Below are 26,596 nucleotides of genomic sequence, written 5' to 3'. Positions count from 1 at the left end.
CTGCGGTCAGTGCGGGAACTGCCGGCGCGGGCGCTGTACGGGCAGCCCGTCCTGGAACTCCGCGATGACGGTGGCGATCTGGCGCATCAGCACGGTGCCCTCCAGCCGCTCCAGGTACAGGTTCTCGGCGGCCAGCGCCTCGACGGTGACACCGAAGTAGAGGGCCATCAGGGGGTTGATGAAGAGCTGCTCCCCCTTCGTCCGCTCGGTGAAGCGGACGTCCCCGAACTCGCCCCGGATCGCCGCCGCCACCGAGCCGTTGACGATGCTGGGGTGCTCGGGGAAGGCGGCCCTGGCGTGCTCGACGGCGTCCAGGTAGAGCGTGCCCTCCCGGCTGTCGCGCGGGACGGAGAAGGCGCCGAGGTAGCCGCCGGCCCGGTCGAGGGCGGCGAGGTTCTCCAGCACCAGGGAGTGGTTGACGCCGTGGTGGGCGTCGACGCCGAACCCGAGGCAGGCGACGAGCCGTTCGGGCACCTCGGTGAGTCCGGCCACGGCGGCGAGGCTGGCCATGTCCTCCTCGGGGGTGCCGAGGCCCATCTCGTCGCCGCGCATCAGGATGTCGGTGCCGCCGTCCACCAGCAGGATCGCGTCGAGGCCGCCGAGGTGGGCGATCAGCCGCCGGTACGCCTCGCGCAGCGGCCGCACGCCGGTGGTCGGGAAGGCCCAGACCGTGTCGGGCATGCCGTGCAGGCGCAGCCAGCGGGCGAGGGTGCGTTCGGGGAAGTAGCCCTCGGGGGCGGGGGTTTCGGGCCCGATCCGCGCGAGGTCGGGCTCCTGCCACACCTCGCCGGGCAGGCCGTAGAGGTGGGTGAAGGAGAGGTTCGCGAGGTGGACCTCCTTGCCCGCGGCGCGCAGGGCCAGCGCGACGGGCAGGCCGGCGTACACGTCGAAGCCTCCGCCCGCGCCGGCGACCAGGATGCGGTCGGCGGCCAGCAGGCGCGTGAGCAAGGGGGGTTGCAGCAGGGAGGTCACCGGACGGACGGTAACACCGGGGAAGGCGCCGTCAGGTGGCGGGGCCGTCAGCGGCTGACGTGCAGTTCGGCGAAGTGGTCCTCCTTGTCGGACTTGCGCAGGATGACCTTGACCCCGCCGACGGTGCCCTCCTTGCCCTTGTCGACGGTCTTCCTGTCGTCGCCGATCTTCACCTCGGCCGTGCCGTCGGTGACGTGGCCGACGGTCATCTCCAGCGGGTGCTCCCCGCCGAACACCTTGACGGTCTTGCTGCCGTCGTCGCTTCCCGTACGGATGGACAGCGTGCAGGAGTTGTCGTCCAGGCAGAGCGCCACCCCGCCCTCGCAGGCGGTGGTCCCGGCCCCGAGGGCCAGGACGGCGGCGGTGACGAGCAGGGCGGAGCGGACGAGTGCGGGTGGGCGCCGGCGGTCGGCGCGTGCTGTGGTCATGCCGTTGACGGTACGGAGCGGGAGCCCGGCGGCCATCGGCCGGCGGCGGTACGCGCTCCCTGGCCCGGCCCGGAGCCGTCCGGGGGCCGCCACCCCGAGACGCATGGGTCCGATCCCCTAGGGGCCGAAGGGAGTTGACGGACCGACGGATTCCGCACGCATATGCCGCACGCCCGTGCCACGCGCGTAGATCGACGGGCCGCGAAAAGCGCCGCCGGTCAGTCCGCGAGGCCGTCCAGGTCGGCGGAGCCGAACTCCTCGGGCAGCCGGTCGGACGCCCCGGGGCTGCCCCACAGCCGCGCGGTGCAGCGCTGGTACGTGGCCTGCCAGTGCGGCCAGTTGCGCGCCACGTCGTCGTCGCACTCGGCCAGCAGCCGCTCGACCCGCGACTCCTCCACGCCCTCCAGCAGCCAGGCCAGCGCGTCCGGCGCCCCCGGGCCGTCCGCCGAGCTGAGCAGGTCCAGCAGCTCGCCCAGGCCGCCGACGCGCGATCCCTCGCTGAAGACGCTCTCCATGCGGGTCAGCAACTGGCGCTCCTCGATCCGCAGGTGGGTCTCCAGGCGGGCGGCCAGGTCCTCCATCGCGTAGGCGACGGGCCAGGCGCTGCCGGTGTCCCGGGTGGCGATCCGCACGAGGGTGGTGACCCGGGTGAAGGAGTGGTCCAGCCCGTGGTGGTCGTCCTCCAGCCAGTTGAGCAGCAGTCTCAGCTCGGGGGCGAAGCGGCGCAGGATCGGCCAGATCCGGGAGTCCTGCTGCTCGTGGTGGCAGGTGAGCATCGCCGTCATGAAGTTCCAGTGCCGCAGCAGCGCCTCGCCCTGGTCCTCCTCCCCGGGCTGGAGCAGCCGCAGGGCGTTGGGCAGGCGGGCGAGGTCGCGGCGCAGGGCGGCGTGCACCAGCCGCAGCCCCGCGAACCGGATGGTGACCGGCTCCTCGTCGGCGTCCCGCCCGTACGCGGTCGCGATCCGGGCGTCGGCCCCGGACTGCGCCTGCTCGGGCACGGACGGGGACGGCTGGGGCAGCAGGTGGATCGGCATGGCACTCTCTTCACGACTGAAGGGCGGATGGGCGTCGGCCGGGTGAGGCGGCCCCATCCAAGGTGCTCGCAGTCGATCAGAGGGGAATCAATGTCCGATTGACGTGCAGGTCACGGGCCCTTCCGTGCCCGGGCCCGGATACGCGGCGACCCGCGGCACCGAGGGGTGCCGCGGGTCGTGGACGGTCCGTGGACGGTCCGGGGACGCGGTCGGGAAGGGCCCGGGATCAGTCGGAGGCCGGCCCCGCGAGGTTCGCGGTCAGCCACACCAGGGTGTCCGGGATCATCTTCTTGAAGTCCGAGGTGAGGTGCTTGCCGCCGGGCTGCTCGTAGTACGTGATGGACACCGGCGGGACGGCCTTGCGCACCCAGTTGGTGACCACGTTCTTCTCGTAGCCGTTGGCGCCGCCCGCCGTGACGTACATCTTCACGTCGGCCTTGCCCTGGGTGACCAGGATGTCGGGGTTGTTGGCGGCCTTCTCGGCGTCGTGGCCCTTCCACAGCCCCGAGTCCGGGATGAAGTAGCCGTCGATCGGCACCGCGGCCTTGTAGACGTCCGGGTACTGGAGGGCCAGCTTGGCGCTGCAGAAGCCGCCGGTGGAGGCGCCCATCACGCCCCAGCCGTCGCGGCCCTTCACGGTGCGGAAGTTGGCGCGGACGAAGTCGGGGATGTCCTGGGCCATCCACGTGGCCATCTTGGACTGGCCCGGGATGTCGGAGCAGTCCAGCGCGTTCTTCTCGTCGCTGTTGAAGTTCTGCACCGGCATGATCATGATGAACGGATGGGCCTTGCCCTCCTTGACCAGCCGCTCGTTCTCCTCCTGGATCGGCAGCTGGTTGTCGGTCCAGGTGTTGTAGCCGTTGCTCTGGCCGCCGGCGAAGAGGGTCAGCACCGGGAAGCCGGTCTTGGCGTACTTGGGGTCGTTGTACTCGGGCGGCAGCCAGACCCACACCTGGCCGGAGACGCCGGACTTCGCCCCGGTGACCTTGGTCAGGAAGATCGGGCCGGCGCCGGTGTCCCGGACCTTGCTGAGGCTGGCGGCCGGGCCGGTCGGCATCAGGACCTTGCCGCCGCCGGCCGCGGCGGTCGGGGCGGCGGTCGGGGTGCCCGGGGCGGCGGCGTCGCCGCCGGCGGGGGTGGTGGCCGCCGGGGTGCCGTCCCCGGCCTTGGCACTGTCCCCCTTCCCGCCGTCCGAGCCCCCGCAGGCCGCGAGCGCGGCAGCCAGGACGAGCGTGACGGCGCCGGTCAGGACGGCACGGGAACGGGACGACTGCCTAAGCACGGTGAGGACTCTCCGACCGATGTCACACCCGGTCCGTCTGACCGGGTGGTGGCCCCCCGGTGGGGCCGGACAGGCTCGGGGGCGGTGCAGGTGCGGCCCCGGAGCGACGGTGCGCCGTCCCTCCTGGGGGCGAACCTTCCTGCGATCTTATGACGTGGCCCCGGGTGGGCCGGTTGCGCGGTGGCCACCGTGAATCCAATGTTTGTTCGCGATCAGGTAAAACCCTTCACCGAACCCGCCACACGACGGGGGCCGGACGGCGGGGAGGCAGGCAGAAGGGCCCGGCGGACGAGTCCGCCGGGCCCCTCACCTGTCCCTCTGGTTCAGCTCGCCGTCCGGTTCACCGGTTCACGAACTGTTCACGAACCGGTCCCCGGTCGACCCCAGCCGGTCGACCCCAGCTGGTTGACCCCAGCCGGTCGACCTCAGCTGGTCTGGATCGAGGTGTCGTCGATCACGAAGCTCGTCTGCAGCGAGGCGTCCTCGGTGCCGGTGAACTTCAGGGTGACCGTCTGGCCCGCGTAGGACGAGAGGTCGAAGGTGCGCTGCTGGTAGCCGGCCGCCGCGTCGACGTTGGAGTAGGTCTTGATCGTGGTGCCGTTGACCGAGACCGTCAGCTTGTCGTACGCGGTGGTGCCCGTCTCGGCGGTGTCGATGTGCAGCCAGAAGCTCAGCGTCGCCTTGCAGCCCGCCGGGATCGTCACCGTCTGCGCCAGGGTGTCGGTGTGGGCGGAGCCGTAGCCGTCCAGCCACGCCTTCCAGGAGCCGCCGTGCGCCGCCTGGCCCGAGCTGTTGTCCACCACGCCGGAGCTGGTGGTCCACGGCGCGGCCGTACCCGTCTCGAAGCCCGGGTTGCCCAGCAGCTGCGCCGGGGTGCAGGTCCCGCCACCACCACCGGTGACCGTCCAGGTGAAGCTGGTCGTCCCGGACTTGCCGGCCGAGTCCTTGACCGTGACCGTCACGTTGGAGCTGCCCGCGGCGGTCGGGGCGCCGGTGATCACGCCGGTGGAGGCGTTGATCGCCAGGCCGGCCGGCAGGCCCGTGGCGGAGTAGGACAGCGGGGCGGTGCCGCCGCTGGCCTTGATCTGCAGGTTGACGGCGCCGCCGACCGCGGTGGACTGGTTGCCGGGGCTGGTGACGCTCACGCCGCCCGGGTTGGGCAGCGAGCCGACGGCCACGCCGGCCCAGGCGGTGGCGACCTGGTTGTACTCGGCGCTGTTGGCGCCGTACAGGTCGGTGGCCGCGTTGAGGGTCGCGGTGCGGGCGGCGGCGTAGTTGGTGGTGGAGGTCATGTAGGCGGTGAGCGCCTTGTACCAGACCTGGAGGGCCTTGTCCCGGCCGATGCCGGAGACGGTGATGTTGTTGACCGTCGGGCTGTTGTAGTTGAACCCGTTGATGGTCTTGGCGCCGCTGCCCTCGGAGAGCAGGTAGAAGAAGTGGTTGGCGACGCCGGACGAGTAGTGCACGTCCAGGTTGCCCACGCCCGAGTACCAGGAGTCGGCCGAGGAGCCGTCCTTGGAGGGCTTGTCCATGTAGCGCAGCGGCGTGCCGTTGCCGTTGATGTTGATCAGCTCGCCGATCTGGTAGTTCGGCGGGTTGGCGGGCAGGTTGGCGTAGAACTCGACGCCGGTGCCCATGATGTCGGAGGTCGCCTCGTTGAGGCCGCCGGACTCGCCCGAGTAGTTCAGGTTGGCGGTGGCCGAGGTGACGCCGTGGCTCATCTCGTGGCCGGAGACGTCGAGTTCGGTGAGCGGGGCGCTGTTGTTGGCGCCGTCGCCGTACGACATGCAGAAGCAGCCGTCGTCCCAGAAGGCGTTGACGTAGTTGGTGTCGTAGTGCACCCGGCTCATGGCGCCGACGCCGTCGTTCCTGATGCCGCTGCGGTTGAAGGTGTTCTTGTAGAAGTCCCAGGTCGCGGCGGCGCCGAACTGGGCGTCCACGGCGGCGGACTCGCGGTTGCTGGCCTGGCCGTTGCCCCAGGTGTCGGTGGACTTGGTGAACAGGCTGCCGCTGCCGGTCGTGCCGTTGTTCATGTCCACGGTCGACTGGCCGCCGCGGGTGCCGTCCTTGAGCTGGTACTGCGAGCCGCTCTGGGTGGTGGTCAGCGGGACGGTGCCGACGAAGACGCCGGTGCCGCTGCCGCGCTTGATGCCGTCCGCCTTGCTCAGCACCGCACCGGTCTTGGCATCGGTGACGACGTGCAGCTTGCTCGGGGTGCCGTCCGACTCCTTGCCGGCGACGACGGTCTCCCAGGCGAGCGTCGGGGCGTCGCCCGCGGCCCAGACGACCAGGCGCGGGGCGCCCTCGACGGAGCCCTGCTCGGCGGCCAGCGCGGCCTCCTGCGCCTTGGGCGCGGCGAGGGCGGGGGTGGTGTCGACGCCGGCGAGGTTCGCCTCGCTGGCCTTGGTCACGTTCTTGGTCGCGCCGGAGGCGTCCTGGTGGACGATCAGGTCGCCGCCGAGGACGGGCAGCCCGGCGTACGTGCGCTCGTAGCGCAGGTGGCGGGCACCGTTCGCGTCCTGGACGACGTCCTTGGTGACGAGCTTCTCCTGGCCGCTCAGTCCGAGCGCCTGGGCGAACCCGGCGGACTGCTGGTTCGCGGAGGCGATCAGCGCGGCCCGGCTGGACTGCTGCGCGGCGACGGCGGTCGGGGCGTCGGGCGTGGAGGCCTGCGCGATGACCGGTATGCCGGTGACCAGCAGCGCGGTGGTGGCGGCCAGGACGACCGCCCCCTTCCGGGCGTGAGCGTAACGTGACATGCGGACTCCCTTTTCCTACCGGTGCCGGTTCGCACGCGGTGGAGAGACGCTGGGCCGCGGGGTTGCGGCGCAGTGGGGGCCCCCGCCCTGGGTGCGTGGCGGGGGTGCGGTGCGTTGGCGGTGCTTTGGCGGTGCGAAGGTGCGGCGGTGCTGTGGAGCCGTGGAGCCGTGGAGCTGCAGGGTTGGACGCGCTGCACCTGACCTGGAACAGCTGCACCGGGGGGTGGGGCCCCCTCGTCTGCAGCCGGGGGAATCGTGGCAGCAAACGGCGCGTTAATGACAGATGCATGCCACCGATTGGCCGATTCATTACCGAAACCGTATGCATGACTTGTTGTCAGTTGTGTTACGGCATGACCAGCTCATGAACACGGTTTTCATACCCCTGGTGAAGTTCGATCACCGCCGAAAGTCACTGACCAGCGCGCAGGGGTGCACCGGGTGGTGCAGGGTGGCGCCATCTCCCCGACGGGCGCGGCACGGTGGCGTCCGGGGCGTGCCACCGACGGTTTCCGGCCACGGGGTGGCGAGAACGGTACGGGCCCCGCACCGCCCTGAACGGCGGCGCGGGGCCCGGTGGTTGAGTGCTCGTGGAAATCAGGCCTGCACGAACACCGCCACCGTCCGGCCCGGCACGGTGAACGTCCCGGTCGCGGCGTCGAAGGCGGCGGCCTTCACCACCGCGTCCGCTCCGCCCGCCTGGGCGGGGTGCAGCGCCTGGCCCGTCCCCCTGAGGCCCTCGACGGTCTGCGCCTGCGCGGTGGGCGTGGCGTTGAAGACCACGGTGACGCCCTTCTCCGCGCCCTTGAGCCCGGTGCCGTCGAGGTGCAGGGTGATGACCCCGGGCGTCTCGCCGGCCGTGCCGGAGAGCGGGTACGACAGCCGCCGCTGGACGTCGGCCAGGGTCGGCAGGGCGAACAGCGGCGAGGACCGCTTGATGCGCAGGAACTCCTGGTACTGCGCACTCGCGGCCCGGATGTCGGCCGCGCCGACGGTCAACCTCGGGTCGGCCAGCAGGGATTGGGCCAGGGGCCACATCTCCTGGTTGTCCTTCGCCATCGGCAGGCCCCGGCCCCAGCCGTTGCCGTCGCTCGGGTTCCAGTGAATGGCGTTGAACCAGTCGCCCGAGTCGTAGGAGTTGGAGTCCAGCGACTTGGAGCGCAGCAGGTCGCTGCCCGCCTGGGCGAAGCCCGCGCCCTGGGTGAGGACGGTCAGGGAGAGCCCGAGCGCCTGCATCCGGGCCCGGTCGGCGGGGGCGGTGGTGGTGGGCAGCTTGTACGCGAGGGCGTCGAACAGGTCGGTGTTGTCGTGGGCGTCCACGTACTCCACCGCCTCGCCGGGCTTGGCCGCGTACCCCGTCGGGGAGCCGTTGTAGTCGACCTGGGCGCCGGTGACGGCCTTGCCCGCGCTGTCGGTGAAGGAGTACCCGGCCAGGTTTCCGGTCAGGCCGACCTTCAGCTGGTCCATCTGGTGCAGCAGTCGGGCCTTCTGCTGCTCGGGGGTGCCGTTGGCCGCCGAGCCGTTGGGGTCGGTGAACAGGCCGGAGGCGAAGCCCTGCTGCGGCGCGGAGTTCAGCATGAAGTTTCCGCCCCGGGCGGCGTCGCGCAGCCGGTCGTCGAACGTGGCGATGCCGGTGCCGGCCAGGTTGAGCTGGGTGGCCTGCTCGAAGCGGGCGTTGTTCGCGACGACGCCGAAGTTCCAGCCCTCCCCGTACAGGAGGACGTTCCTGCCGTCGACGCCGTCCGAGGCCGGGGTCATCCGGCGCAGGGCGGACTGCACGTCCAGCACGGTGGACTTCGGGTCGAGGCCCATGAGGTCGAAGCGGAAGCCGTCGACCTGGTACTCCCGGGCCCACAGCGACACCGAGTCGACCACCAGCCGGTTCATCATGGCGTGCTCGGGCGCGGTGTCGGCGCAGCAACTGTCCGTCGTCACCTTGCCGTTGGCGTCCAGGCGGTGGTAGTAGCCGGGCACCACCCTGTCCAGCACCGAGTGGTCGGCCTGGCCGCTCGCGGCGGTGTGGTTGTAGACCACGTCGAGCACCACCCGCAGCCCGGCCGCGTGGATGGCCTGCACCATCCGCCGGAACTGCACGGTGCGGGCGGTGCCGGCGGAGTCCGTGGCGTACGTCCCCTCCGGCACGTTGTAGTGCAGCGGGTCGTAGCCCCAGTTGTACCCGTCCCCGGCGGCGACGGCCGCCACGCACTCCTGCTGCTTGGGGCCGTTCGCCGGAAGGGACTTGAGGTCGCAGGCCGGCAGCTTCCAGCCGGCCTTGTCCTTGGGGATGGACGCGATGTCGAAGGTCGGCAGCAGGTGGACGGTGGTCACCCCGGCCTCGGCGAGTTCGCGCAGGTGCCGCATGCCCGCCGAGTCCGACTCGGTGAACGCCAGGTAGGTGCCGCGCTCGGCGGCCGGGACGGTGGAGTCCTCCACCGAGAAGTCCCGGACGTGCAGTTCCTGGATCTGCTGGCGCGCCGGCGGGACGGCCGGCGGGCGGGGCTGGTCGTCCCAGCCCGCCGGCTTGAGCTCCTTGGCGCTCAGGTCGGCGACCAGGCCGCGGGTGGAGTCGGCGGAGAGGGCGACCGCGTACGGGTCGGTGACGGTGTTGACCACGACCTGCTGCACCGAGGGCGCCCAGACCTTGACCTGGTAGAGGTAGTACCTGCCGTCCAACTCGCGCTTGTCGCGGACGAGTTCCCAGACGCCGGTCTCGTCGTCCAGCTTCAGCGGCAGCGTCCTCGGGCTGCCGCCGGCGGCGGAGTCGAAGACCTGGACCGAGACCTGCTGCGCGGTCGGCGCCCAGAGCGAGAGCGCCACCTTGCCGTCGTAGTAGGCCGGTCCGAAGTCCACCTCGGCGGTGCGGCGGGCGTACAGGTCGTCCAGGACGCCGGGGATCTGGACGCCGGTGGCGGCCAGCGCGGCGCCGCTGGGCAGGTGTTCGGCGAACAGCAGCTGCCCGCGCAGCGCGGCCGGGACGCGGGCGGTGTCCCGGGCGTCCACGGTGAAGGCCCGGTAGCCGGACAGGTGCGGGAACCTGGCCTTCTGGGCGTCGGTGAGCCCGCTCGCGACCGGGTTCAGCCGCAGCCAGTGGCCGGGCTTGGTCAGCACGCCCTTGTCCGCGCGGATGCCGCCCTCGGGGTCGTAGATCAGCTGGGCGCTGGTGCCCCCGGCCAGGGCCGCGTCGGTGGCCCCGTAGCCGGGCGGGACGACGACCGTCCTGGCGTCGATCCACTGGGCCTTGGCGGCGGAGAGGTCCACCTGCGAGGCGGAGCCCGGGTTCTGAGGCAGCAGGTAGCCCTCGCGGCCGCCGAGGATCCACGCCTCCCTGCCGTCGACGGCGAGGTTCAGGGACTGGTCGGCGGGCAGGTCCTTCTCGTCCCCCTTGTGGAGGATGTAGCTGAGGCTGGTCGCGCCGGGGGCGAGCGGCACCTCGAAGACGGCGCCGAAGGCGTCGCGGCGCACGGGCGTCAGCGGCCTGCCCCAGTCCGTGGGTGTGGCGGCGCCGGTCCAGTCGTGCAGGCCCCAGCCGTCGTAGTTGCCGTCCTCGCGGTGGTAGTGCAGGACGGCGGTGTTCGCGGGCGGGGTGTTCACGGGGCCGGGGTCGGCCGTCCGCACCGTCGGGTCACCCTGCTGGAGCCACACCTCCCCGGTGGCACCGAGGTCGAGGTGGCGGTCGGCGTCCACGTCCTTGACGCCGTTCTTCTCCACGATGAACCCGAGGTCCGAGGCGCCCGGCTTGAGCTTCACGTACGCGAAGGCGCCGTACGCGTCCCGCCCGGTGAACGGGTGCCCGGCGGGCCACTGGGTGCCCTCGCCGTCGGCGAGGTCGCCCCAGGCGTAGAGGTTCCAGCCGTCGTAGTCGCCGTCCGGGCGGTTGTAGTGGACGACGGCGTACGGGCGGGAGCCGGCGGTGGGCACCGGCTTGGGCGCGGGGGCGCCGGTGGTGAAGCTCGCGGTGGCGGAGCGCAGGTGGCCGGCCGGGTCCCGCACGACGGCCTTGTAGCGCACCACCGTTCCGGGGGCGACGGCGCCGAGGTCCTGCGTCACCGCGTACGTCCCGGTGTCGCCGGTGCCCAGCGTCTGCCAGGGCCCGGCACCGATCTGCGCGGCGAAGCTCACCCGGTTGAAGCCGCCGTCCGTCGTGGCTCCGACCGTGACGAGCCCGGTGGAGCCGTCCGCCGGGGGCCGCACCGACAGCTGCGGGGCCTCCTTGCCCGCCTGGACCGTGCCGCCGGCCTTGAACACCACCGAGGACAGCGGCGGCACGGTGACGCTCACCTTGCGGTCGGCGCCGGAGGTCAGCGTGGCGCCCGCCGACGGGTAGATCCGGTCGAAGCCCGCGCCGGCCGAGAAGGTGTCCAGGCTGACGGTCTTCGCCTCGGCCGCGTTGTTCACGGCCACCAGGTACTCGACCTGCTGCCCGGCGTCGATCCGCGAGAAGGCGTAGACGCCCGGGCCGTCCGCCGCGTACCGCTCGATCTGCGCGCCGTCCGCCAGCGCCGGGTTGTCGCGCCTCAGCTGGGCGAGGGAGGCGATGCCCCGGTAGAGCTCCCCACCCTGCCCGTACCGGTCGGCCGGGCCGGCCGGGCCGCCGAGGACCCGGTCGGCGTTGTACGAGGCCGTCCGCGAGGCGAACATGTCCTGCCGGGCGTCCTTGTCGCCGCCCGCCCCGGTGAAGCCCTGCTCGTCGCCGTAGTAGACGACGGGCTGACCCCGGGTGAGGAACTGCAGCTCGTTGCCGAGCCGGTCCTTCCTCAGCAGGGTGGCCTCGTCCGCGCCGGGGTTGTCGGCGAGCAGGAAGGAGCCGAAGCGGCCCATGTCGTGGTTGCCGAGGAAGGTGGGCAGCTCGTACGCGTCGGTGTCGGCGCTGGTGTAGCGGTAGTCCTGGGCGTACAGGTCGGCCAGGGCCTTCGCCGAGCCGCCCTGGGAGACGTACGAGCGGGCCGCGCCCTGGAACGGGAAGTCCAGCGTGGCCCGCAGCTTCCCCTTGGTGACGTAAGGGGAGGTGACGGCCGGGTCCCCGGAGTAGACCTCGCCGAACATGAAGAACCGCTTGTTGCCCTGCTTGGCTGCGAACTCCTTGAGCGCGGGCGCCCACTGCTGCCAGAAGGCCATGTTGACGTGCTTGACGGTGTCGATGCGGAAGCCGTCCACACCGGCGTCCTTCACCCACTGCTGGTAGACCTTCTCGAAGCCCTTCACCACCCGGGGGTTCTGGGTGTCGAGGTCGTCCAGGCCGCCGAAGTCGCCCTCGGTGGCGGACTCGCCGACGAAGGTGGAGTCGCCCCGGTTGTGGTAGAGCGACGGGTCGTTGAGCCAGTCCGGCGTCTTGGCCTTGGCGTCGGCCGGGGTGCGGAAGACCGGGGTGTAGGGGAAGGAGTCCTTGGTGATCCTCGGCCAGGGCGCCCCGGAATCGGCGATCGCGGTCTCGTCGACGGGGTTCCCGTCCGCGTCGAGGGTCGGGTAGGCGCCGGTGGAGCGGTAGGCGTGCTGCTGCTCCGCGGAGTCGATGACGTCGGCGGTGTGGTTGGTGATGACGTCGAAGAAGACCTTGAGGCCGCGCGCGTGCGCCTTGGCTATCAGCTCCTTGAGCTGCTCGTTGGTGCCGAAGTGCGGGTCGACCTGGGTGAAGTCGGTGATCCAGTACCCGTGGTACCCGGCGGAGGCCTGGTCCCCGGTGCCCTGGACGGGCTTGTTCCGGAAGATCGGCGCCATCCAGATCGCGGTGGTGCCGAGGCTCTGGATGTAGTCGAGCCGCTGGATCAGACCGGCGAGGTCGCCGCCGTGGTAGAAGCCCTTGTCGGCGGGGTCGAAGCCGTTCTCCATCCGCCCGCCCGTGATGCCTCCTGTGTCGTTGGCGGTGTCGCCGTTGGCGAAGCGGTCGGGCAGGACGAAGTAGAACTGCTCACGGGTGAGGTCGTGGCGCCCTGCGGTGGCCGCGAGCGCGGCGTCCGAGGGCGGGGCGGGCGGGGCGGCGGCCAGGGCGGCGGGGGCGCCGCCGAGGCAGGCGGCGGTGAGGGCCGCGGCGAGCAGGACGGCCGTCCTGCCGGGGCTCTTGCTCCGTGGACGGCGGCGTGGCGAATCGGCCACTGAGGGGCTCCCTCGGGGGAAGGGGCGATCGGGTTGCCAGGAAGCTAGCGGCCTGCAATATGTTTCAGCAAGATGCAGAAACCGTTTCGTGCGAGGAAAATCCGCTCCCCCGGCGGCCCCGCGGCGGTCCCGGCCACCCCGATTACGCGCCCGGAGCGGTCGGCGTGACAATGGGACGTATGCCTGTCCCACCGGTGAGCCCCCGACCCGACCGCACCGCCCGCCCCGGTGGCAGTCACCCCCTAGGCCGAGCCGTACGCCTCAAGGGGGACAGCTGGTGAAGAATCCACTTCCGGAGGATGAGCGGACGGCGACGAGCCGTCTGGCAGACTTCTCGTCCATGGGGGAACCGACCGAGATCCAGCAGGGCGACACCATGCGCGCCGAAGCGGCCCACGGTGGCGGTTCCACAACGGCGACGGCCCCCCCGGTCCGCGTGCCCGAGGGAGCCACCCGTGCCGCCCGGTCCCGCACCGCCGCGCTGCGCAGCCGCGTCCGCGAGCAGCGGCGCTCCCCGGCCAGGCCGCGGATCTGGATCGAACTGGCCCTCATCGGCGTCAGCTACTGGCTCTACTCCCTCGTCCGCAACGCGGTTCCGGAGCAGGAGTCGATAGCCCAGAAGCACGCGCGCTGGATCTGGGACCTGGAGCAGAACCTCGGCATCGCCGTCGAGCGCTCGATCAACCACGCGATGGACAGCGTCGGCTGGCTCATCACGGGGATGAACTACTACTACGCGACGCTGCACTTCATCCTCACGATCGGCGTCCTGGTCTGGCTCTACCGTAGCCACCCCGGCCGTTACGCCGCCGCGCGCACCGTGCTGTTCGTCACCACCCTGATCGCCCTGGTCGGCTTCTACGCCTTCCCGCTGGCGCCGCCCCGGCTGATGACCGACGGCAACTTCATCGACACCGTGCAGACCCACCACACCTGGGGCTCCTTCGCCTCCGGCCCGGCCGCGCACGTCTCCAACATGTACGCCGCGATGCCCTCGATGCACATCGGCTGGTCCACGTGGTGCGGCCTGACCATCTTCTTCCTGGCCCGCCGCACCTGGGTCCGGGTGCTCGGCCTGCTGTACCCCGCCGCCACCCTGCTGGTCATCGTCTCGACCGCCAACCACTTCTGGATGGACGCGGTCGGCGGCCTGGTCTGCCTGGCGGTCGGCTACTTCGCGGCCCGCTGGCTCTACCACGAGTGGGTCTTCAGGCTGCCGCGGGTGCCCGCCCGGGAGACGGCCGAGGTGCCGATCACCGTCCCGGAGCAGTGGAGCGAGCCGGCGGTCGGCACCGCCCGGCGCTAGTACGGACCGAAGGGCCCCTCTCCCGACCGGGAGAGGGGCCCTTCCCGTCGGCCGAAGCCTCACTCGTAGCCGTAGAACAGCCGGTCCACGACCGCCCGGGCCCGCCGGGTGGTGCGCCGGTAGTCGTCCACCAGCTCCCCGCTGTGCCCGGCGCCGTACCCGAGGTAGCGCGCCACCCCGGCCAGCTCCCGGGCCTCCCCCGGGAAGCTGTCCCCGGGCCGCCCGCGCACCAGCATCACCGCCGAGCGCACCCGGGAGGCCAGTACCCAGGCCGCGTCCAGCACCCTCGCGTCCGCCTCCTCCACCAGCCCGGCCTCCGTGGCGGCGGCCAGCGCCGCCCGCGTCCGGGTGGTGCGCAGCGCGGGCAGCTCGTGCCCGTGCCGCAGCTGGAGCAGCTGCACCGTCCACTCCACGTCCGCCAGCCCGCCCCGGCCGATCTTGGTGTGGGTGGTCGGGTCGGCCCCGCGCGGCAGCCGCTCGGCCTCGATCCGGGCCTTGATCCGGCGGATCTCCATCAGGTCCCGCTCCGGCACGCCCCCGCCCGGGTAGCGCAGCGGGTCGATCAGCCGCCGGAACCGCTCCCCCAGCTCCTCGTCGCCCGCCACCGGCTCGGCCCGCAGCAGTGCCTGGCTCTCCCAGGCGTGCGACCAGCGCCGGTAGTAGGCCTCGTACGAGGCGAGGGTGCGCACCAGCGGGCCGCTGCGCCCCTCCGGCCTGAGGTCCGCGTCGACCAGCAGCGGCGGCTCCGTGGAGGGCGCGGCCAGCAGGGTGCGCAGCTCGTTGCAGACGGCCTGGGCGGCGCGGGCGGCCTCCTCGTCCAGGGAGCCGAGCAGCGGCTCGTGGACGAGGAGGACGTCGGCGTCGGAGCCGTAGCCGAGTTCGTGGCCGCCGAAGCGGCCCATGGCGATCACCGAGATCCTGGTCGGCAGGTCGCCGTTGCGTGCCTCCCAGCCGGCCGTGCAGGCGCGCAGGGCGCCCTGGAGGGTCGCGGCGTTGAGCGAGGTCAGCGCCTCCCCCGCCGCGTCCAGGGCCTCGGCCGGGTCGTCCGCGAGCCGGCCGAGCACGTCGGCGGCGGAGGTGCGGAACAGCTCCCGGCGGCGTACGGAGCGGGCGGCGGCCACGGCGGCGGCGGTGTTCCCGGCCCGGCCGACGGCGGCCAGTATCTCCGCCTCCAGGGCGGCCCGGCCGCGCGGCGCCAGGCCCTGGGGGTCGCCCAGCATGGCGACGGCCTCGGGGGCGCGCAGCAGCAGGTCGGGGGCGAGGCGGCCGGCCGACAGGACCCGGGCGAGCTGCTCGGCGGCGGCGGACTCGTCGCGCAGCAGCCGCAGGTACCAGGGGGTGCGGCCGAGCGCGTCGGAGACCTGGCGGAAGTTGAGCAGCCCCGCGTCCGGGTCGGCCGAGTCGGCGAACCAGCCGAGCAGCACCGGCAGCAGGGTGCGCTGGATCGCGGCCTTGCGGCTCACCCCGGAGGCCAGCGCGCTGATGTGGCGCAGGGCGGCGGCCGGGTCCGTGTAGCCGAGGGCCTCCAGCCGGGCCCTGGCCGCATCGGGCCTCAACCCGGCGGCGCCGGGCGGCAGTTCGGCGACGGCGTCGAGCAGCGGGCGGTAGAACAGCTTCTCGTGCAGCCGCCGCACCTCGACGGCGTGCCGGCGCCACTCGCGCCGCAGCGCGGCCTCCGGGTCGGTGCGGGTGTCCCCGTGGATCAGCGGCGCGAGCGAGCGGGCCAGGCGGCGCTGGTCCTCCTCGCCGGTGGGCATCAGGTGGGTGCGGCGCAGCCGGTACAGCTGGATGTGGTGCTCCAGCGAGCGCAGGAAGCGGTAGGCGGCGTCCAGCGCGGCGGCGTCCGCCCGGCCGACGTACCCGCCGCGCGAGAGGGCGGCCAGCGCCTCCAGGGTGTTGCCGCTGCGCAGCGCGGGGTCGGTACGGCCGTGCACCAGCTGGAGCAGCTGGACGGAGAACTCGACGTCGCGCAGCCCGCCGGGGCCGAGCTTGAGCTGGCGGTCCAGTTCGGTGGCGGGGATGGAGTCGATCACCCGGCGGCGCATCTGCTGCACGTCGGCGACGAAGTTCTCCCGGGCGGCGGCCTGCCAGACCATCGGGGCGAGCGCCTCGACGTACGCGGCGCCCAGTTCGGCGTCCCCGGCGACGGGCCTGGCCTTGAGCAGCGCCTGGAACTCCCAGGTCTTGGCCCAGCGCTGGTAGTACGCGAGGTGGCTGGCCAGGGTGCGCACCAGCGGGCCGTTGCGGCCCTCGGGGCGCAGGTTGGCGTCCACCGGCCAGATGGTGCCCTCGCCGGTGGTGTCGGCGCAGAGCCGGGTGAGGGCGGCGGCGAGGCGGGTGGCGGCCTTGACCGCCTCGTGCTCGTCGACGCCCTCGCGGGGTTCGGCGACGAAGACGACGTCCACGTCCGAGACGTAGTTGAGTTCCCGGCCGCCGCACTTGCCCATCCCGATGACGGCCAGGCGGCAGGCCTCGGCGGCCTCGCGGTCCTGGGCGGCGGCGAGGTCCAGGGCGGTCTGGAGGGTGGCGCCGGCCAGGTCGGCGAGTTCGGCGGCGGTCTGGGCGAGGTCGGTGGTACCGGTGAGGTCCCGGGCGGCGACGGCCAGCAGGCAGCGGCGGTAGGCGATGCGCAGGGCGTCGGCGGGCGGGTGGCCCTCCTCGCGGACGCCCTCGGCGAGGGCGCGGCGGAAGTCCTCGGGGCCGGGGTGCATGTCGCGCAGCTCGAAGGTGACGAGCACGTGCCAGTCGTGCGGGTGCCGGGCCAGGTGGTCGCCGAGGGCGGCGGAGACGCCGAGCACGCCGAGGAGCCGGTCGCGCAGCGGCTTGGAGGTGGTGAGGGTGTCGCGCAGGGTGCGGCGGTCGGCCTCGCCGGCCGCCTCCAGGAGGCGGGCGAGGCCGAGCAGGGCGAGGTCCGGGTCGGCGGTGGCGCCGAGCGCGTCCAGCAGGACGGGGTCGTCGGCGAGGCCCTCCAGTCCGGGGCCGTCCAGCAGCCGCACGGCCAGCGCCGGGTCGGTGAACCCGCGCCGGACGAGCCGCATCTCGGGCCGGCTCACCCGGCCTCCGGTCCGCTGATTCTCCGCCATCGGCCCCTCCTTCCCGTCGCCCCCAGCAGGCTACGCGCCCGCGCGGCCCGGCGCCGGGCATGACCGCCGCCTGGACGCCCCCGCGTGACCCGGGGGCCGTCCGGCTCGTTCACCCGGCGGTCCCCGCCGACGATCCGGAGCCGCCCGATGCCCAGCCGCCTGCCCTCGCTCACCGGGCTGCGCTTCTGGGCCGCGCTGCTCGTCGTGCTCTACCACCTCTCCCGCAAGGTCGGGGAGCTGCCGCTGCTCAGCCCCCTTGCCTGGTACGGGCGTTCGGGCGTCACCTTCTTCTTCGTCCTCTCCGGTTTCGTCCTCGCGTGGACGTACGACGCCCGCCCGGCGTCGGCCGTGGAGTTCGCCCGCCGCCGCTTCGCCCGGATCTGGCCGCTGCACGCGCTGACCACCGCGCTGTCGCTGGCCGCCGACGCCGCCCTCGGCGCGGCGCTGCCCGTCGCGGCGGCGCTGTGGTCGCTCGCGCTGCTGCACACCTGGGCGCCGGCGACGGTGTACGGGGGCAACCCGGCGTCCTGGTCGCTGGGCGCCGAGGCCTGGTTCTACCTGCTCTTCCCGTCCCTGCTACGGGTGTTGGGCCCCCGCCCGCGCGCCTGGCTGCCGCTCGCGGCGCTCTGCTCGGCGCTCGGCCCGGCCCTGTGGGCGGCGGGCGCCCTGCTGCCGGAGGACCCGTCGCTGCGCGGCTTCCTGCTGGACTACCTGCCGCTCACCCGCACCCCGCAGTTCGTCCTCGGCGTGGTCGTCGGCCTGGCCGTCCGCCACGGGCGGCTCCCCCGCCTGCGGCTCGCCCCGGCCGCGCTCGCCGTCCTGGCCTGGCACCTCGCGCTGGTCCCCTGGCACGCCGCCGTGCCGGACGGTCTCTGGTACGGGCCGTACAGCGCCTCGCAGTTGGTGCCCGCCCCGCTGTTCGCGGCCCTGCTGGCGGCCGCCGCCCGGCGGGACGCGGAGGGCACGGCACCCCGGCTGCTGGCCGGGCGGGCGGCGGTGCGGCTCGGCGAGTGGTCGTACGCCTGGTACCTCGTGCACGAGATCGGCCTGCGCTGCTGGACGGCCCTGCGGGGCCGCCCCGAGCCGGGCGGCGCGACGGCGCTCGTCTGGCTGCTGCTGGCGGGCGGTTCGCTGCTCGCCGCCGGAGCGCTGTACCGCCGGGTGGAGCGCCCCTGCGAGCGGCTGCTGCGCGGGGCGCCCCGGAACGCGGCGGCGCCGCTGCCGCGGGTGGTGCGGCAGCGGCGCCGGGAGGCGTCGGACGGTCAGACGTCCGTGGAGCCGTCCAGGTTGACGTAGGCGTAGAAGACGCCGATGTCGTAGCCGTCCTTCTCGGTGTTGAAGATGGCGGTGATGTCGGTGTCCCCGTTGCGCAGGTAGGGCGAGATGTCCCACCGGTTGGAGTCGTAGCCGAAGTTGTTGCGGTTGTACGGGTTGCGGACGAACTGGTCGGCCGGGGTCAGCTCCTCGATGGTGGAGTTGAAGGCGTCGTTCGGCGCGTGGTTGATGTCGGAGAACAGGGTCTGCGGACCGTTGGTGGACTTGATGGCGAGGGTGTCGCCCGTCCACTTGAGGTCGCCGTCGTAGACCACCCAGCCGATCTTGCCGCCCATCGGGCCGGACTTCGGGGTGTTCAGCCCGCCGAGCGTGATCCGGCGCTCCGGGCTGTCGGGCAGCTCGACCTGGAAGCCGTCCCACACGTGGACGTGGCGCAGGGGCTTGCAGTCGTTCTCGTACGCGACCACGATCGTCCAGCCGCCCCAGCTGTGCGGCTTCACCACCGAGTCCATGTTGGCGACGGTGTAGGTGCCGTTGCCGGCGTTCCTGACCAGGTCGGTGACGTCGGCGGAGGCCTGGTAGCTGCTCTCCACGTCGGTGGTGATGTAGCCGATGGACGGCTGGTCGTTGGCGATGTTGCGGTACTGGGCCTCGCCCGGGACCTTCAGGTACACCTCGTCGATCTGGCTCTCCGGCAGCACGGTGTCGCCGATGCCGCGGGTGCCGCCCCAGTACAGGCGGGCGTACTTGACCCGGGAGCCGTCGATCAGGCCCAGGTCGGCGGAGCTGGCGGAGTAGATCGGGTCACCGAGCGGGCCGATCGAGCCCGGGTCGATGTTGATGTACTTCATCTCGTACTTGTTGTTGATGGGCATGGTGCCCAGGCCCTTGCGGGCGTCCTCGCAGGGCGGCTGCGCCGGGTCCAGCGGCGGCTTGGTCTCGTCGCAGGTCATCAGCGAGTTGCTGATCCTGGTGACGGAGCCGTGGAAGTCGCCCTCGAAGCGGGTGGTGAACGGCAGCGGGTTCTCGGCGATGGTCTCGGCCCGGGTGTGCGGCTTCCCGGAGCCCGAGCCCCGGGCGTCGGCCGTGGTGGGGACGAGGAACAGCTGGCCCGCGACGGCGACGAGCGCGGCGCCCGCGACACCGGTCCGGCGGACGATCAGACGGGCGGCGGCGCGGCTGACGGAGGAGGAACGCATGGAGCCCTCTCGGAGTACGTGACGGACGGAAGTCCTTCAATCGGACCACAACGTTCCGTCACATATCCCTCACACTCCGCCATCGGGGAAACGATCCGCCCCAGATCCACCCAATAGGCGGGCCCGCCGTCACCCTCCCGGAGGACAGCGGGCCCGAACCGGTTTGCGAGTGCCGCTACAACACCTGGAGGTTCTTGCGCAGCTCGAAGGGCGTGACCTCGGAGCGGTACTCCTCCCACTCCTGGCGCTTGTTGCGCAGGAAGAAGTCGAAGACGTGCTCGCCCAGGGTCTCGGCGACGAGTTCGCTGCGCTGCATCAGGTCGATGGCCTCGCCGAGGTTCTGCGGCATCGGCTGGATGCCGAGGGCGCGGCGCTCGGAGTCGGAGAGGGCCCAGACGTCGTCGTCGGCGCCGGGCGGCAGCTCGTAGCCCTCCTGGATGCCCTTGAGGCCGGCGGCGAGGGTGACGGCGTAGGCGAGGTAGGGGTTGCAGCCGGTGTCCAGGGAGCGGACCTCGATGCGGGTGGAGCCCTGCTTGCCCGGCTTGTACATGGGCACGCGGATCAGGGCCGAGCGGTTGTTGTGGCCCCAGCAGATGTACGAGGGGGCCTCGCCGCCGGCGCCGGCGGTGCGCTGGGAGCCGCCCCAGATGCGCTTGTAGGAGTTCACCCACTGGTTGGTGACGGCGGCCGTCTCGGCCGCGTGGCGCAGCAGACCGGCGATGAACGAGCGCCCGACCTTGGAGAGCTGGTACTCGGCGCCGGACTCGTGGAAGGCGTTGCGGTCGCCCTCGAAGAGGGAGACGTGGGTGTGCATGCCGCTGCCGGGGTGCTCGGAGAACGGCTTGGGCATGAAGCTCGCGTGCACGCCCTGCTCCAGCGCGACCTCCTTCATGACCAGGCGGAAGGTCATGATGTTGTCCGCCGTGGAGAGCGCGTCCGCGTAGCGCAGGTCGATCTCCTGCTGGCCGGGGGCGCCCTCGTGGTGGGAGAACTCCACCGAGATGCCCATCGACTCCAGCATGGTGATGGCCTGTCGGCGGAAGTCGTGGCCCACCCCGCGCGGGGTGTGGTCGAAGTAGCCGGACTGGTCGGCGGGGATCGGCGCGGTGCCGTCACCGGGGAGGTTCTTGAGCAGGAAGAACTCGATCTCGGGGTGGGTGTAGAAGGTGAACCCCTGCTCGGAGGCCTTCTCCAGGGTGCGCTTGAGCACGAACCGGGGGTCGGCGTACGAGGGCGAGCCGTCCGGCATCAGGATGTCGCAGAACATCCGCGCGGTGCCCGGGGTCTCCGAGCGCCAGGGCAGGATCTGGAAGGTCGTCGGGTCCGGCTTGGCGATCATGTCGGACTCGTACACCCGGGCGAACCCCTCGATCGCCGAGCCGTCGAAGCCGATGCCCTCCTCGAAGGCCTGCTCCAGTTCGGCCGGGGCCACCGCGACCGACTTGAGGAACCCGAGAACGTCGGTGAACCACAGTCGGACGAACCGGATGTCACGCTCTTCGAGCGTCCGAAGCACGAACTGCTGCTGCTTGCCCATGGGGACAGTCTCACCTCTGCTCTTTACGCTCGTGTTACGCCCGGAAGGCCGCCGGGAGACCCCGTCGGGCGACTGCCCCCATCATGGCCGATACCCGCCCCGCACGGCACCGCCGGTGCCCGTCACGAGTTCTCCGACGGGACATAGCGTCAGATCGACGATTACACTGCGGACCATGCCCACACTCCGTCTCGCCCTCAGCCAGATCGACCCCTGGGTCGGTGACCTCGACCGCAACGGCGATGAGGTGGTGCGCTGGACCAGGCAGGCCGTGGAGGCCGGCGCGCAGCTGGTCGCGTTCCCCGAGATGGCCCTGACCGGGTACCCGGTCGAGGACCTCGCCCTGCGGCGCTCCTTCGTGGAGGCCTCCCGCGCCGCCCTGGTGGGGCTGGCGGCCCGGCTGGCGGGCGAGGGGCTCGGCGAGGTGCCGGTCGTGGTCGGCTACCTCGGGCGCTCGGAGCACCCCTCCCCCCGGCTGGGCCGCCCGGCCGGATCCCCGCAGAACTGCGCGGCCGTGCTGCACCGGGGCGAGGTCGTGACCCGCTTCGCCAAGCACCACCTGCCGAACTACGGCGTCTTCGACGAGTTCCGCTGGTTCGTCCCCGGCGACCAGTTGCCCGTCCTGCGGGTGCACGGAGTGGACGTCGCCCTCGCCATCTGCGAGGACATCTGGCAGGACGGCGGCCGGGTCACCGCCGCCCGCGAGGCCGGGGCGGGGCTGCTGCTGGTGGTCAACGGCTCGCCGTACGAGCGCGACAAGGACGACCTGCGGCTGGAGCTGGTCCGGCGGCGCGCGGTCGAGGCGGGCTGCGCCCTGGCGTACGTCAACATGGTCGGCGGCCAGGACGAGCTGGTCTTCGACGGCGACTCGATCGTGGTCGGCGCGGACGGCGAAGTCCTCGCCCGCGCACCGCAGTTCGAGGAGCACCTGATGGTCCTGGACCTCGACCTCCCGGCCGCGAGCAGCGACCACACCGACGGCCTGCTGCTGAGCGACGGCCTGCACCTCGTCCGCACCGAGCTGGAGGGCGCGGCCGGGCGGCCCGAGGGCCGGGCGACCGCCGGGATCGCCCCGAGGATCTCGGACGAGGCGGAGATCTGGGCGGCGCTGGTCTCCGGCACCCGGGCGTACGTGGAGAAGAACGGCTTCCGCTCGGTGCTGCTCGGCCTGTCCGGCGGCATCGACTCGGCACTGGTCGCCTCGATCGCGGTGGACGCGATCGGCGCGGAGAACGTGTACTGCGTCTCGATGCCGAGCCGCTACTCCTCCCAGCACTCCCGCGACGACGCGGCCGAGCTGGCCCGCCGCACCGGGCTGAACTTCCGCACCGTCTCCATCGCCCCGATGTTCGACGCCTACACGGGCGCCACCGAGCTGACCGGCCTGGCCGAGGAGAACCTGCAGTCCCGGCTGCGCGGGACCCTGCTGATGGCGATCTCCAACCAGGAGGGCCACATCGTCCTCGCGCCCGGCAACAAGAGCGAGCTGGCCGTCGGCTACTCGACCCTGTACGGCGACTCGGTGGGCGCGTACGGCCCGATCAAGGACGTCTACAAGTCGCTGGTCTTCCGCCTGGCCCGCTGGCGCAACGAGGAGGCCGGGCGGCGCGGCGAGGTGGCACCGATCCCGGAGAACACGATCGACAAGCCGCCGTCCGCCGAGCTGCGGCCGGACCAGAAGGACACCGACTCGCTGCCCGACTACGACCTGCTGGACAGCGTGCTGACCCGCTACATCGAGGGCGACGAGGGCCGGGACGCGATCGTCGCGGCGGGCTTCGACCCGGCGGTGGTGGACCGGGTCGTCCGGCTGGTCGACACCGCCGAGTACAAGCGCCGGCAGTACCCGCCGGGCCCGAAGGTCTCGGTGAAGAACTTCGGCCGGGACCGCCGCCTGCCGATCACCAACCGCTGGCGCCGGGGCTGAGTCCTCAGTACCGGAAGGTGGCGGCCACCGCGAGGTGGTCGCTGCCGTCCCGGGGCAGGGTGCGGGAGTCCAGCGGGGTCAGCCCGCCCCGGCTCATGATCTGGTCGATCCGCGCCATCGGGAAGGCGGACGGCCAGCTGAACCCGAAGCCGTCCCCGGCGGCGCCCTGGGCGGAGCGCATCTGCGAGGTGACGGGCGCCAGGCTGCGGTCGTTCATGGTGCCGTTGAGGTCCCCGAGCAGCAGGACCTTCTTCACCCGCTCGGCCTGGATCGCGTCCCCCAGCGCCTGCGCGCTGACGTCCCGCTGGTCGACGGTGAAGCCGCCCTCGGCCTTGAGCCGCACGGAGGGCAGGTGCGCCACGTACACCGCCACCGGGCCCTGCGGGGTGGTGACCTCGGCGCGGAACGCCCTGGTCCAGCCCATCCTGAGGTCCACCGGGGTGGCCTCGCCGATCGGGTACTTCGACCAGAGCCCGACCGTCCCCTCCACCGCGTGGTACGGATAGGCCGCGGCGAGCCCGGTCTCGTACGAGCGCAGCGCCGATCCGGCCAGCTCCTGGAGGGCGACGATCTGGGCGCCGGAGTCGACCAGGCCGCGGACGGTGCCGGGCACGTCGGTGTTCCCGGCGGCGACGTTGTGGCTGACGACCGTCCAGTCGCCCGTGCCGCCGCTGCGGTCGGCGAGCAGGCCGCCGAACAGGTTGGCCCACAGGGCAGCGGGCAGCAGCAGGGCGATCAGCGCGGTGGCGGAACGGCGCAGCAGCGCGGCCACCAGGAGGACGGGCAGGGCCAGGCCGAGCCAGGGCAGGAAGGTCTCCAGCAGGCTGCCGAGGTTGCCGACGCCGTTGGGCACCTCGGCGTGGAAGGCCAGCAACAGGGCGACGGCCAGGGCCAGGGCGGCGAGCAGCAGGCCCCGCCGCCAGGCGGTGGCGCCGCGCCGGTCGCGGCCCCAGTGGCGCAGGCCGAGGAACCCGCCGCGTCGCCCGCTCGTGCCTGCCTGCGCCATCCGTGGCTCCCGTCGCTCGTGCCGTCCGCCGGTCCGGCCCCGCCCGCACGGTGCGCAGGCGAAGTGCCCGACTGGTGCCGGTTCGATCGGATTCCCGGCTCAGCCTATGACGGGACAGACGTGGGGTCCGGTGGCGAGGGTTCCGGCGCGGCCGGTTCCGTGAGCGAGGCCACGCCGGAGGCCCGCTCAGGCCTGCGGTGCCAGGCCCCCCAGCAGGGCGTCGACCATCTTGCGGGCGAGCTCCGGGTCCTCCAGGTCGGAGTCGTCCCACAGGACGCTGCGGTAGATGATCGGGCCCATCAGGAGGTCCCCGAGGAGGTCCACGTCGATCCCGCGGCGCAGCACGCCCTCCTCGACGGCCCGGCGGATCAGCTCGAGCCCGGCCTCGCGGCGCGGCTTGATCACCCGTTCGCGGTACGCGGCGTACAGCTCGGGGTGGCTCTGCATCTGGCCGAGGGCGGCCTTGAGCACCCAGCGGGTGCGCTTGGCGAGGCCGCGCCGGCGCATGTAGTCGATCATCACGACCAGGTCCTCGCGGGTGCCGAGGCCGCTCGGCTCGGGCAGCGGGGACTCCAGGCGCTCGACCACGTCGACGAGCAGGGCCTCCTTGTTGGACCAACGCCGGTAGATGGTGGCCTTGCCGACCCCGGCCTCCGCGGCGATGCCCTCGATGGTGAGGTCGGACATCGTGGTCCCGCCGGCCATCAGTCCCTCGACGGCGGCGAAGATGGCCTGCTCGGCGGCCTCGCTGCGGGGGCGTCCGCGGCGTCCGGCGCCGACGGCGCAGCAGTCGGGGGCCTGCGGCCCGGCGGTCGGGGTGTCCGTCTTCATCCCCGGTACTCTCCCTCGCTCTGCCCGGGCGCGCGGGCGCCGTCCCTTCGACGGTCCGGGGCGGGTGGGGGCCCGCACGGACCGATGGCCCCGCCGGCCGGACGGCGTCCGGTCGACAGGGCCATTGTCACTCAGCCGTGGTGTGCACCACCGCTGGTCAGGCCTCCGCCGTCGCGGTCGCGCGGGCGCCGCCGTCCTGCGCGGCGTCCTGCCCGTCCTTCGCCGGGGCCTGCCCGCCCGGGCCGCCGGGGGCGGCGGTGCGGCGCGGCAGCAGGAACCAGGCGACGAGGGCGCCGACCACCGAGATCCCCACGGAGAGCCAGGCCACGACGTGCATGGCGTGGATGAAGGCGTCGTAGGCGGGGGCGACCAGGGCCTGGCCCTTCTCGCCGAGCCGGTCGGCGACGGCCATGGTGGCCTCCAGCGACTCGCCCGCCTTGTCGCGGTACTCGACGGGCAGGTTCTGGAGGGTGTCGGCCATGCCGTCGCGGTAGACGGTGGACAGGACCGCGCCGAGGACGGCGACGCCCAGCGAGCCGCCGACCTGGCGGAAGGTGTTGTTGACGGCCGAGCCCGCGCCGGCCTTCTCGCGCGGCAGCGAGCCCATGATCGCGACGGTGACCGGCGGCATGACGTGCGCCATGCCGGCGCCCATGACCAGGCCGAGGACGATCAGCACCCAGATCGGCGAGGTCGCGGTGATCACGCCGTACCCGACGAAGCCGAGGGCGACGAGCACCATGCCGAGCGCGGCGGTGGCGGCGACGCCGAGGCGGTCGACGACCAGCCGGGCGCGCGGGGCGAACACCAGCTGGGCGACGGCCAGCGGCAGCATCAGCAGGCCGGCCTGGAGGGCGCTGTAGCCGCGCACGCTCTGGATGTAGAAGACGCCGAAGAAGGAGACGCCCATCAGCGCGAAGAAGATCACGCCGACGACGGCGACGGAGGCGCTGAAGACCTTGTTGCGGAACCAGCTGATGTCCAGCGCCGGGAAGCGGGTGCGGCGCTCGAACCAGACGAAGGCGACGAGGGCGACCACGCCGGTCAGGGTCGGCGCCCAGGCCTCGACGGCGGTGAAGTCGGCCAGCTCGCCGCCCTTGATGATGCCGAAGATCAGCGCGACCAGGCCGATGATCGACAGCAGCACGCCGATCGGGTCCATCCGGCCGGGGTTCGGGTCCTTGGACTCGGGCACCAGCACGGCCATGGCGACCACGGCGACGATGACGATCGGGACGTTGATCAGGAAGACCGAGCCCCACCAGAAGTGCTCGATCAGCAGACCGCCGGTGATCGGGCCGATGGCGATGGCCAGGCCGACGGCGCCGGCCCAGATGCCGATGGCCTTGGGCTGCTCGGAGCGCTCGAAGACGTTCATGATGATCGCCAGCGTGGCGGGCATCGCCAGCGCGCCGCCGACGCCCATCAGGGCGCGGTAGCCGACCAGTTCACCGGGCGAGGCGGCCATCGCGGAGAGCAGCGAGGCCAGGCCGAAGACGACCATGCCGGCCAGCAGCGCGCGCTTGCGCCCGAAGCGGTCGCCGAGCAGGCCCGAGGTGAAGAGCAACCCGGCGAACACCAGGGTGTACGAGTTGATCGACCACTCCAGATCGCTCTGGGTGGCGCCCAGGCCGACCGGGGCCGGGGTCGCGATCGTCTTCATCGCGACGTTGAGGATCGAGTTGTCGAGCACGACGACGAGCAGGGCGAGCACCAGGGTGCCCAGGATCGCCCAGCGCCGGCGGTGGATCGCTTCTGGTATCCGGGGTGGCGCGGCTGCGGTGGTCATTGGGTCTTCCCCCGTCCGATTGGGTGGTGCACGGTGCACTGGCGGGCGTTTCCGAGCCGCGTGCGTCTCGTATGACCC

15 protein-coding genes are annotated in these 26,596 nt (G+C 72.5%); 3 read left to right on the top strand and 12 right to left on the bottom strand.

Annotation, left to right across the window (positions count from 1 at the left end; genetic code table 11):
• Positions 1–6: 6 nt before the first annotated feature.
• The 6 genes from ACIRRS_RS23235 to pulA form a co-directional block, all read right to left on the bottom strand.
• Entirely contained in the window at positions 7–972 is a 966-nt protein-coding gene (locus ACIRRS_RS23235; protein WP_402973783.1) for a DUF1152 domain-containing protein, read from the bottom strand.
• A 47-nt stretch (positions 973–1,019) separates the two neighbouring features.
• Positions 1,020–1,400 carry a hypothetical protein gene (locus tag ACIRRS_RS23230; protein WP_402973780.1) on the bottom strand — a complete coding sequence of 127 codons (381 nt, stop codon included), beginning with the start codon at positions 1,398–1,400 and terminating at the stop codon, positions 1,020–1,022.
• Positions 1,401–1,618: 218 nt separating this feature from the next.
• Positions 1,619–2,434, bottom strand: coding sequence for a hemerythrin domain-containing protein (locus tag ACIRRS_RS23225; protein ID WP_402973777.1), 816 nt, complete (start codon positions 2,432–2,434; stop codon positions 1,619–1,621).
• A 226-nt stretch (positions 2,435–2,660) separates the two neighbouring features.
• On the bottom strand, positions 2,661–3,716 hold the full coding sequence (locus ACIRRS_RS23220) for an alpha/beta hydrolase (RefSeq protein WP_402973775.1): 1,056 nt from the start codon (positions 3,714–3,716) through the stop codon (positions 2,661–2,663).
• A 425-nt stretch (positions 3,717–4,141) separates the two neighbouring features.
• Positions 4,142–6,475 carry a M4 family metallopeptidase gene (locus tag ACIRRS_RS23215; RefSeq protein WP_402973772.1) on the bottom strand — a complete coding sequence of 778 codons (2,334 nt, stop codon included), beginning with the start codon at positions 6,473–6,475 and terminating at the stop codon, positions 4,142–4,144.
• A gap of 597 nt (positions 6,476–7,072) precedes the next feature.
• Complete coding sequence (pulA, locus tag ACIRRS_RS23210; RefSeq protein ID WP_402973769.1) at positions 7,073–12,565, bottom strand: pullulanase-type alpha-1,6-glucosidase; 5,493 nt, start codon at positions 12,563–12,565, stop codon at positions 7,073–7,075.
• 340 nt (positions 12,566–12,905) lie between these two features.
• On the opposite strand from pulA, the gene ACIRRS_RS23205 reads away from it, so the two are divergent.
• On the top strand, positions 12,906–13,871 hold the full coding sequence (locus ACIRRS_RS23205; RefSeq protein ID WP_402973766.1) for a phosphatase PAP2 family protein: 966 nt from the start codon (positions 12,906–12,908) through the stop codon (positions 13,869–13,871).
• A 59-nt stretch (positions 13,872–13,930) separates the two neighbouring features.
• On the opposite strand, the gene ACIRRS_RS23200 is transcribed toward ACIRRS_RS23205, so the two are convergent.
• Positions 13,931–16,954, bottom strand: coding sequence for a bifunctional [glutamine synthetase] adenylyltransferase/[glutamine synthetase]-adenylyl-L-tyrosine phosphorylase (locus tag ACIRRS_RS23200; protein WP_402973763.1), 3,024 nt, complete (start codon positions 16,952–16,954; stop codon positions 13,931–13,933).
• A gap of 147 nt (positions 16,955–17,101) precedes the next feature.
• Here ACIRRS_RS23200 and ACIRRS_RS23195 point away from each other — a divergent pair, with 147 nt between their 5' ends.
• The gene (locus ACIRRS_RS23195) at positions 17,102–18,250 is read left to right on the top strand and encodes an acyltransferase family protein (protein WP_402973760.1); all 1,149 of its coding nucleotides are present in this window, start codon (positions 17,102–17,104) and stop codon (positions 18,248–18,250) included.
• Here ACIRRS_RS23195 and ACIRRS_RS23190 read toward each other — a convergent pair.
• Together ACIRRS_RS23190 and glnA are read right to left on the bottom strand one after the other, a co-directional pair.
• Entirely contained in the window at positions 18,217–19,428 is a 1,212-nt protein-coding gene (locus ACIRRS_RS23190; protein WP_402973757.1) for a hypothetical protein, read from the bottom strand. The two genes, ACIRRS_RS23195 and ACIRRS_RS23190, sit on opposite strands and share 34 nt — an antisense overlap.
• Before the next feature lie 175 nt (positions 19,429–19,603).
• Positions 19,604–20,965, bottom strand: a complete 1,362-nt coding sequence (glnA, locus tag ACIRRS_RS23185; protein ID WP_402973754.1) for a type I glutamate--ammonia ligase — start codon at positions 20,963–20,965, stop codon at positions 19,604–19,606.
• 175 nt (positions 20,966–21,140) lie between these two features.
• Here glnA and ACIRRS_RS23180 point away from each other — a divergent pair, with 175 nt between their 5' ends.
• Positions 21,141–22,892: an NAD+ synthase gene (locus ACIRRS_RS23180; protein ID WP_402973751.1), complete on the top strand. Its 1,752-nt coding sequence runs from the start codon at positions 21,141–21,143 to the stop codon at positions 22,890–22,892.
• Between the two features lie 4 nt (positions 22,893–22,896).
• Here ACIRRS_RS23180 and ACIRRS_RS23175 read toward each other — a convergent pair whose 3' ends face one another.
• The 3 genes from ACIRRS_RS23175 to ACIRRS_RS23165 form a co-directional block, all read right to left on the bottom strand.
• Positions 22,897–23,898, bottom strand: a complete 1,002-nt coding sequence (locus ACIRRS_RS23175; RefSeq protein WP_402973748.1) for an endonuclease/exonuclease/phosphatase family protein — start codon at positions 23,896–23,898, stop codon at positions 22,897–22,899.
• A gap of 186 nt (positions 23,899–24,084) precedes the next feature.
• Positions 24,085–24,729 carry a TetR/AcrR family transcriptional regulator gene (locus ACIRRS_RS23170; protein WP_402973745.1) on the bottom strand — a complete coding sequence of 215 codons (645 nt, stop codon included), beginning with the start codon at positions 24,727–24,729 and terminating at the stop codon, positions 24,085–24,087.
• A gap of 157 nt (positions 24,730–24,886) precedes the next feature.
• Entirely contained in the window at positions 24,887–26,518 is a 1,632-nt protein-coding gene (locus tag ACIRRS_RS23165; protein WP_402973742.1) for an MFS transporter, read from the bottom strand.
• Positions 26,519–26,596: the final 78 nt, after the last annotated feature.

It is taken from the genome of Kitasatospora sp. NPDC101183 (assembly GCF_044767945.1).
Taxonomy (GTDB): domain Bacteria; phylum Actinomycetota; class Actinomycetes; order Streptomycetales; family Streptomycetaceae; genus Kitasatospora.
The sequence above is the reverse complement of the archived record's forward strand: the minus strand, read 5'-3'. Positions and strand labels throughout refer to the sequence as shown.

Bases quoted from the DNA above. Each gene is read 5' to 3' on its own strand.
- ACIRRS_RS23195 (WP_402973760.1), top strand. From the start codon at position 17,102: ATGCCCAGCCGCCTGCCCTCGCTCACCGGGCTGCGCTTCTGGGCCGCG.
- ACIRRS_RS23200 (WP_402973763.1), bottom strand. From the start codon at position 16,954: ATGGCGGAGAATCAGCGGACCGGAGGCCGGGTGAGCCGGCCCGAGATG.
- ACIRRS_RS23215 (WP_402973772.1), bottom strand. From the start codon at position 6,475: ATGTCACGTTACGCTCACGCCCGGAAGGGGGCGGTCGTCCTGGCCGCC.
- ACIRRS_RS23170 (WP_402973745.1), bottom strand. From the start codon at position 24,729: ATGAAGACGGACACCCCGACCGCCGGGCCGCAGGCCCCCGACTGCTGC.
- ACIRRS_RS23225 (WP_402973777.1), bottom strand. From the start codon at position 2,434: ATGCCGATCCACCTGCTGCCCCAGCCGTCCCCGTCCGTGCCCGAGCAG.
- ACIRRS_RS23165 (WP_402973742.1), bottom strand. From the start codon at position 26,518: ATGACCACCGCAGCCGCGCCACCCCGGATACCAGAAGCGATCCACCGC.
- ACIRRS_RS23230 (WP_402973780.1), bottom strand. From the start codon at position 1,400: ATGACCACAGCACGCGCCGACCGCCGGCGCCCACCCGCACTCGTCCGC.
- glnA (WP_402973754.1), bottom strand. From the start codon at position 20,965: ATGGGCAAGCAGCAGCAGTTCGTGCTTCGGACGCTCGAAGAGCGTGAC.
- ACIRRS_RS23180 (WP_402973751.1), top strand. From the start codon at position 21,141: ATGCCCACACTCCGTCTCGCCCTCAGCCAGATCGACCCCTGGGTCGGT.
- ACIRRS_RS23205 (WP_402973766.1), top strand. From the start codon at position 12,906: ATGGGGGAACCGACCGAGATCCAGCAGGGCGACACCATGCGCGCCGAA.
- ACIRRS_RS23175 (WP_402973748.1), bottom strand. From the start codon at position 23,898: ATGGCGCAGGCAGGCACGAGCGGGCGACGCGGCGGGTTCCTCGGCCTG.
- ACIRRS_RS23190 (WP_402973757.1), bottom strand. From the start codon at position 19,428: ATGCGTTCCTCCTCCGTCAGCCGCGCCGCCGCCCGTCTGATCGTCCGC.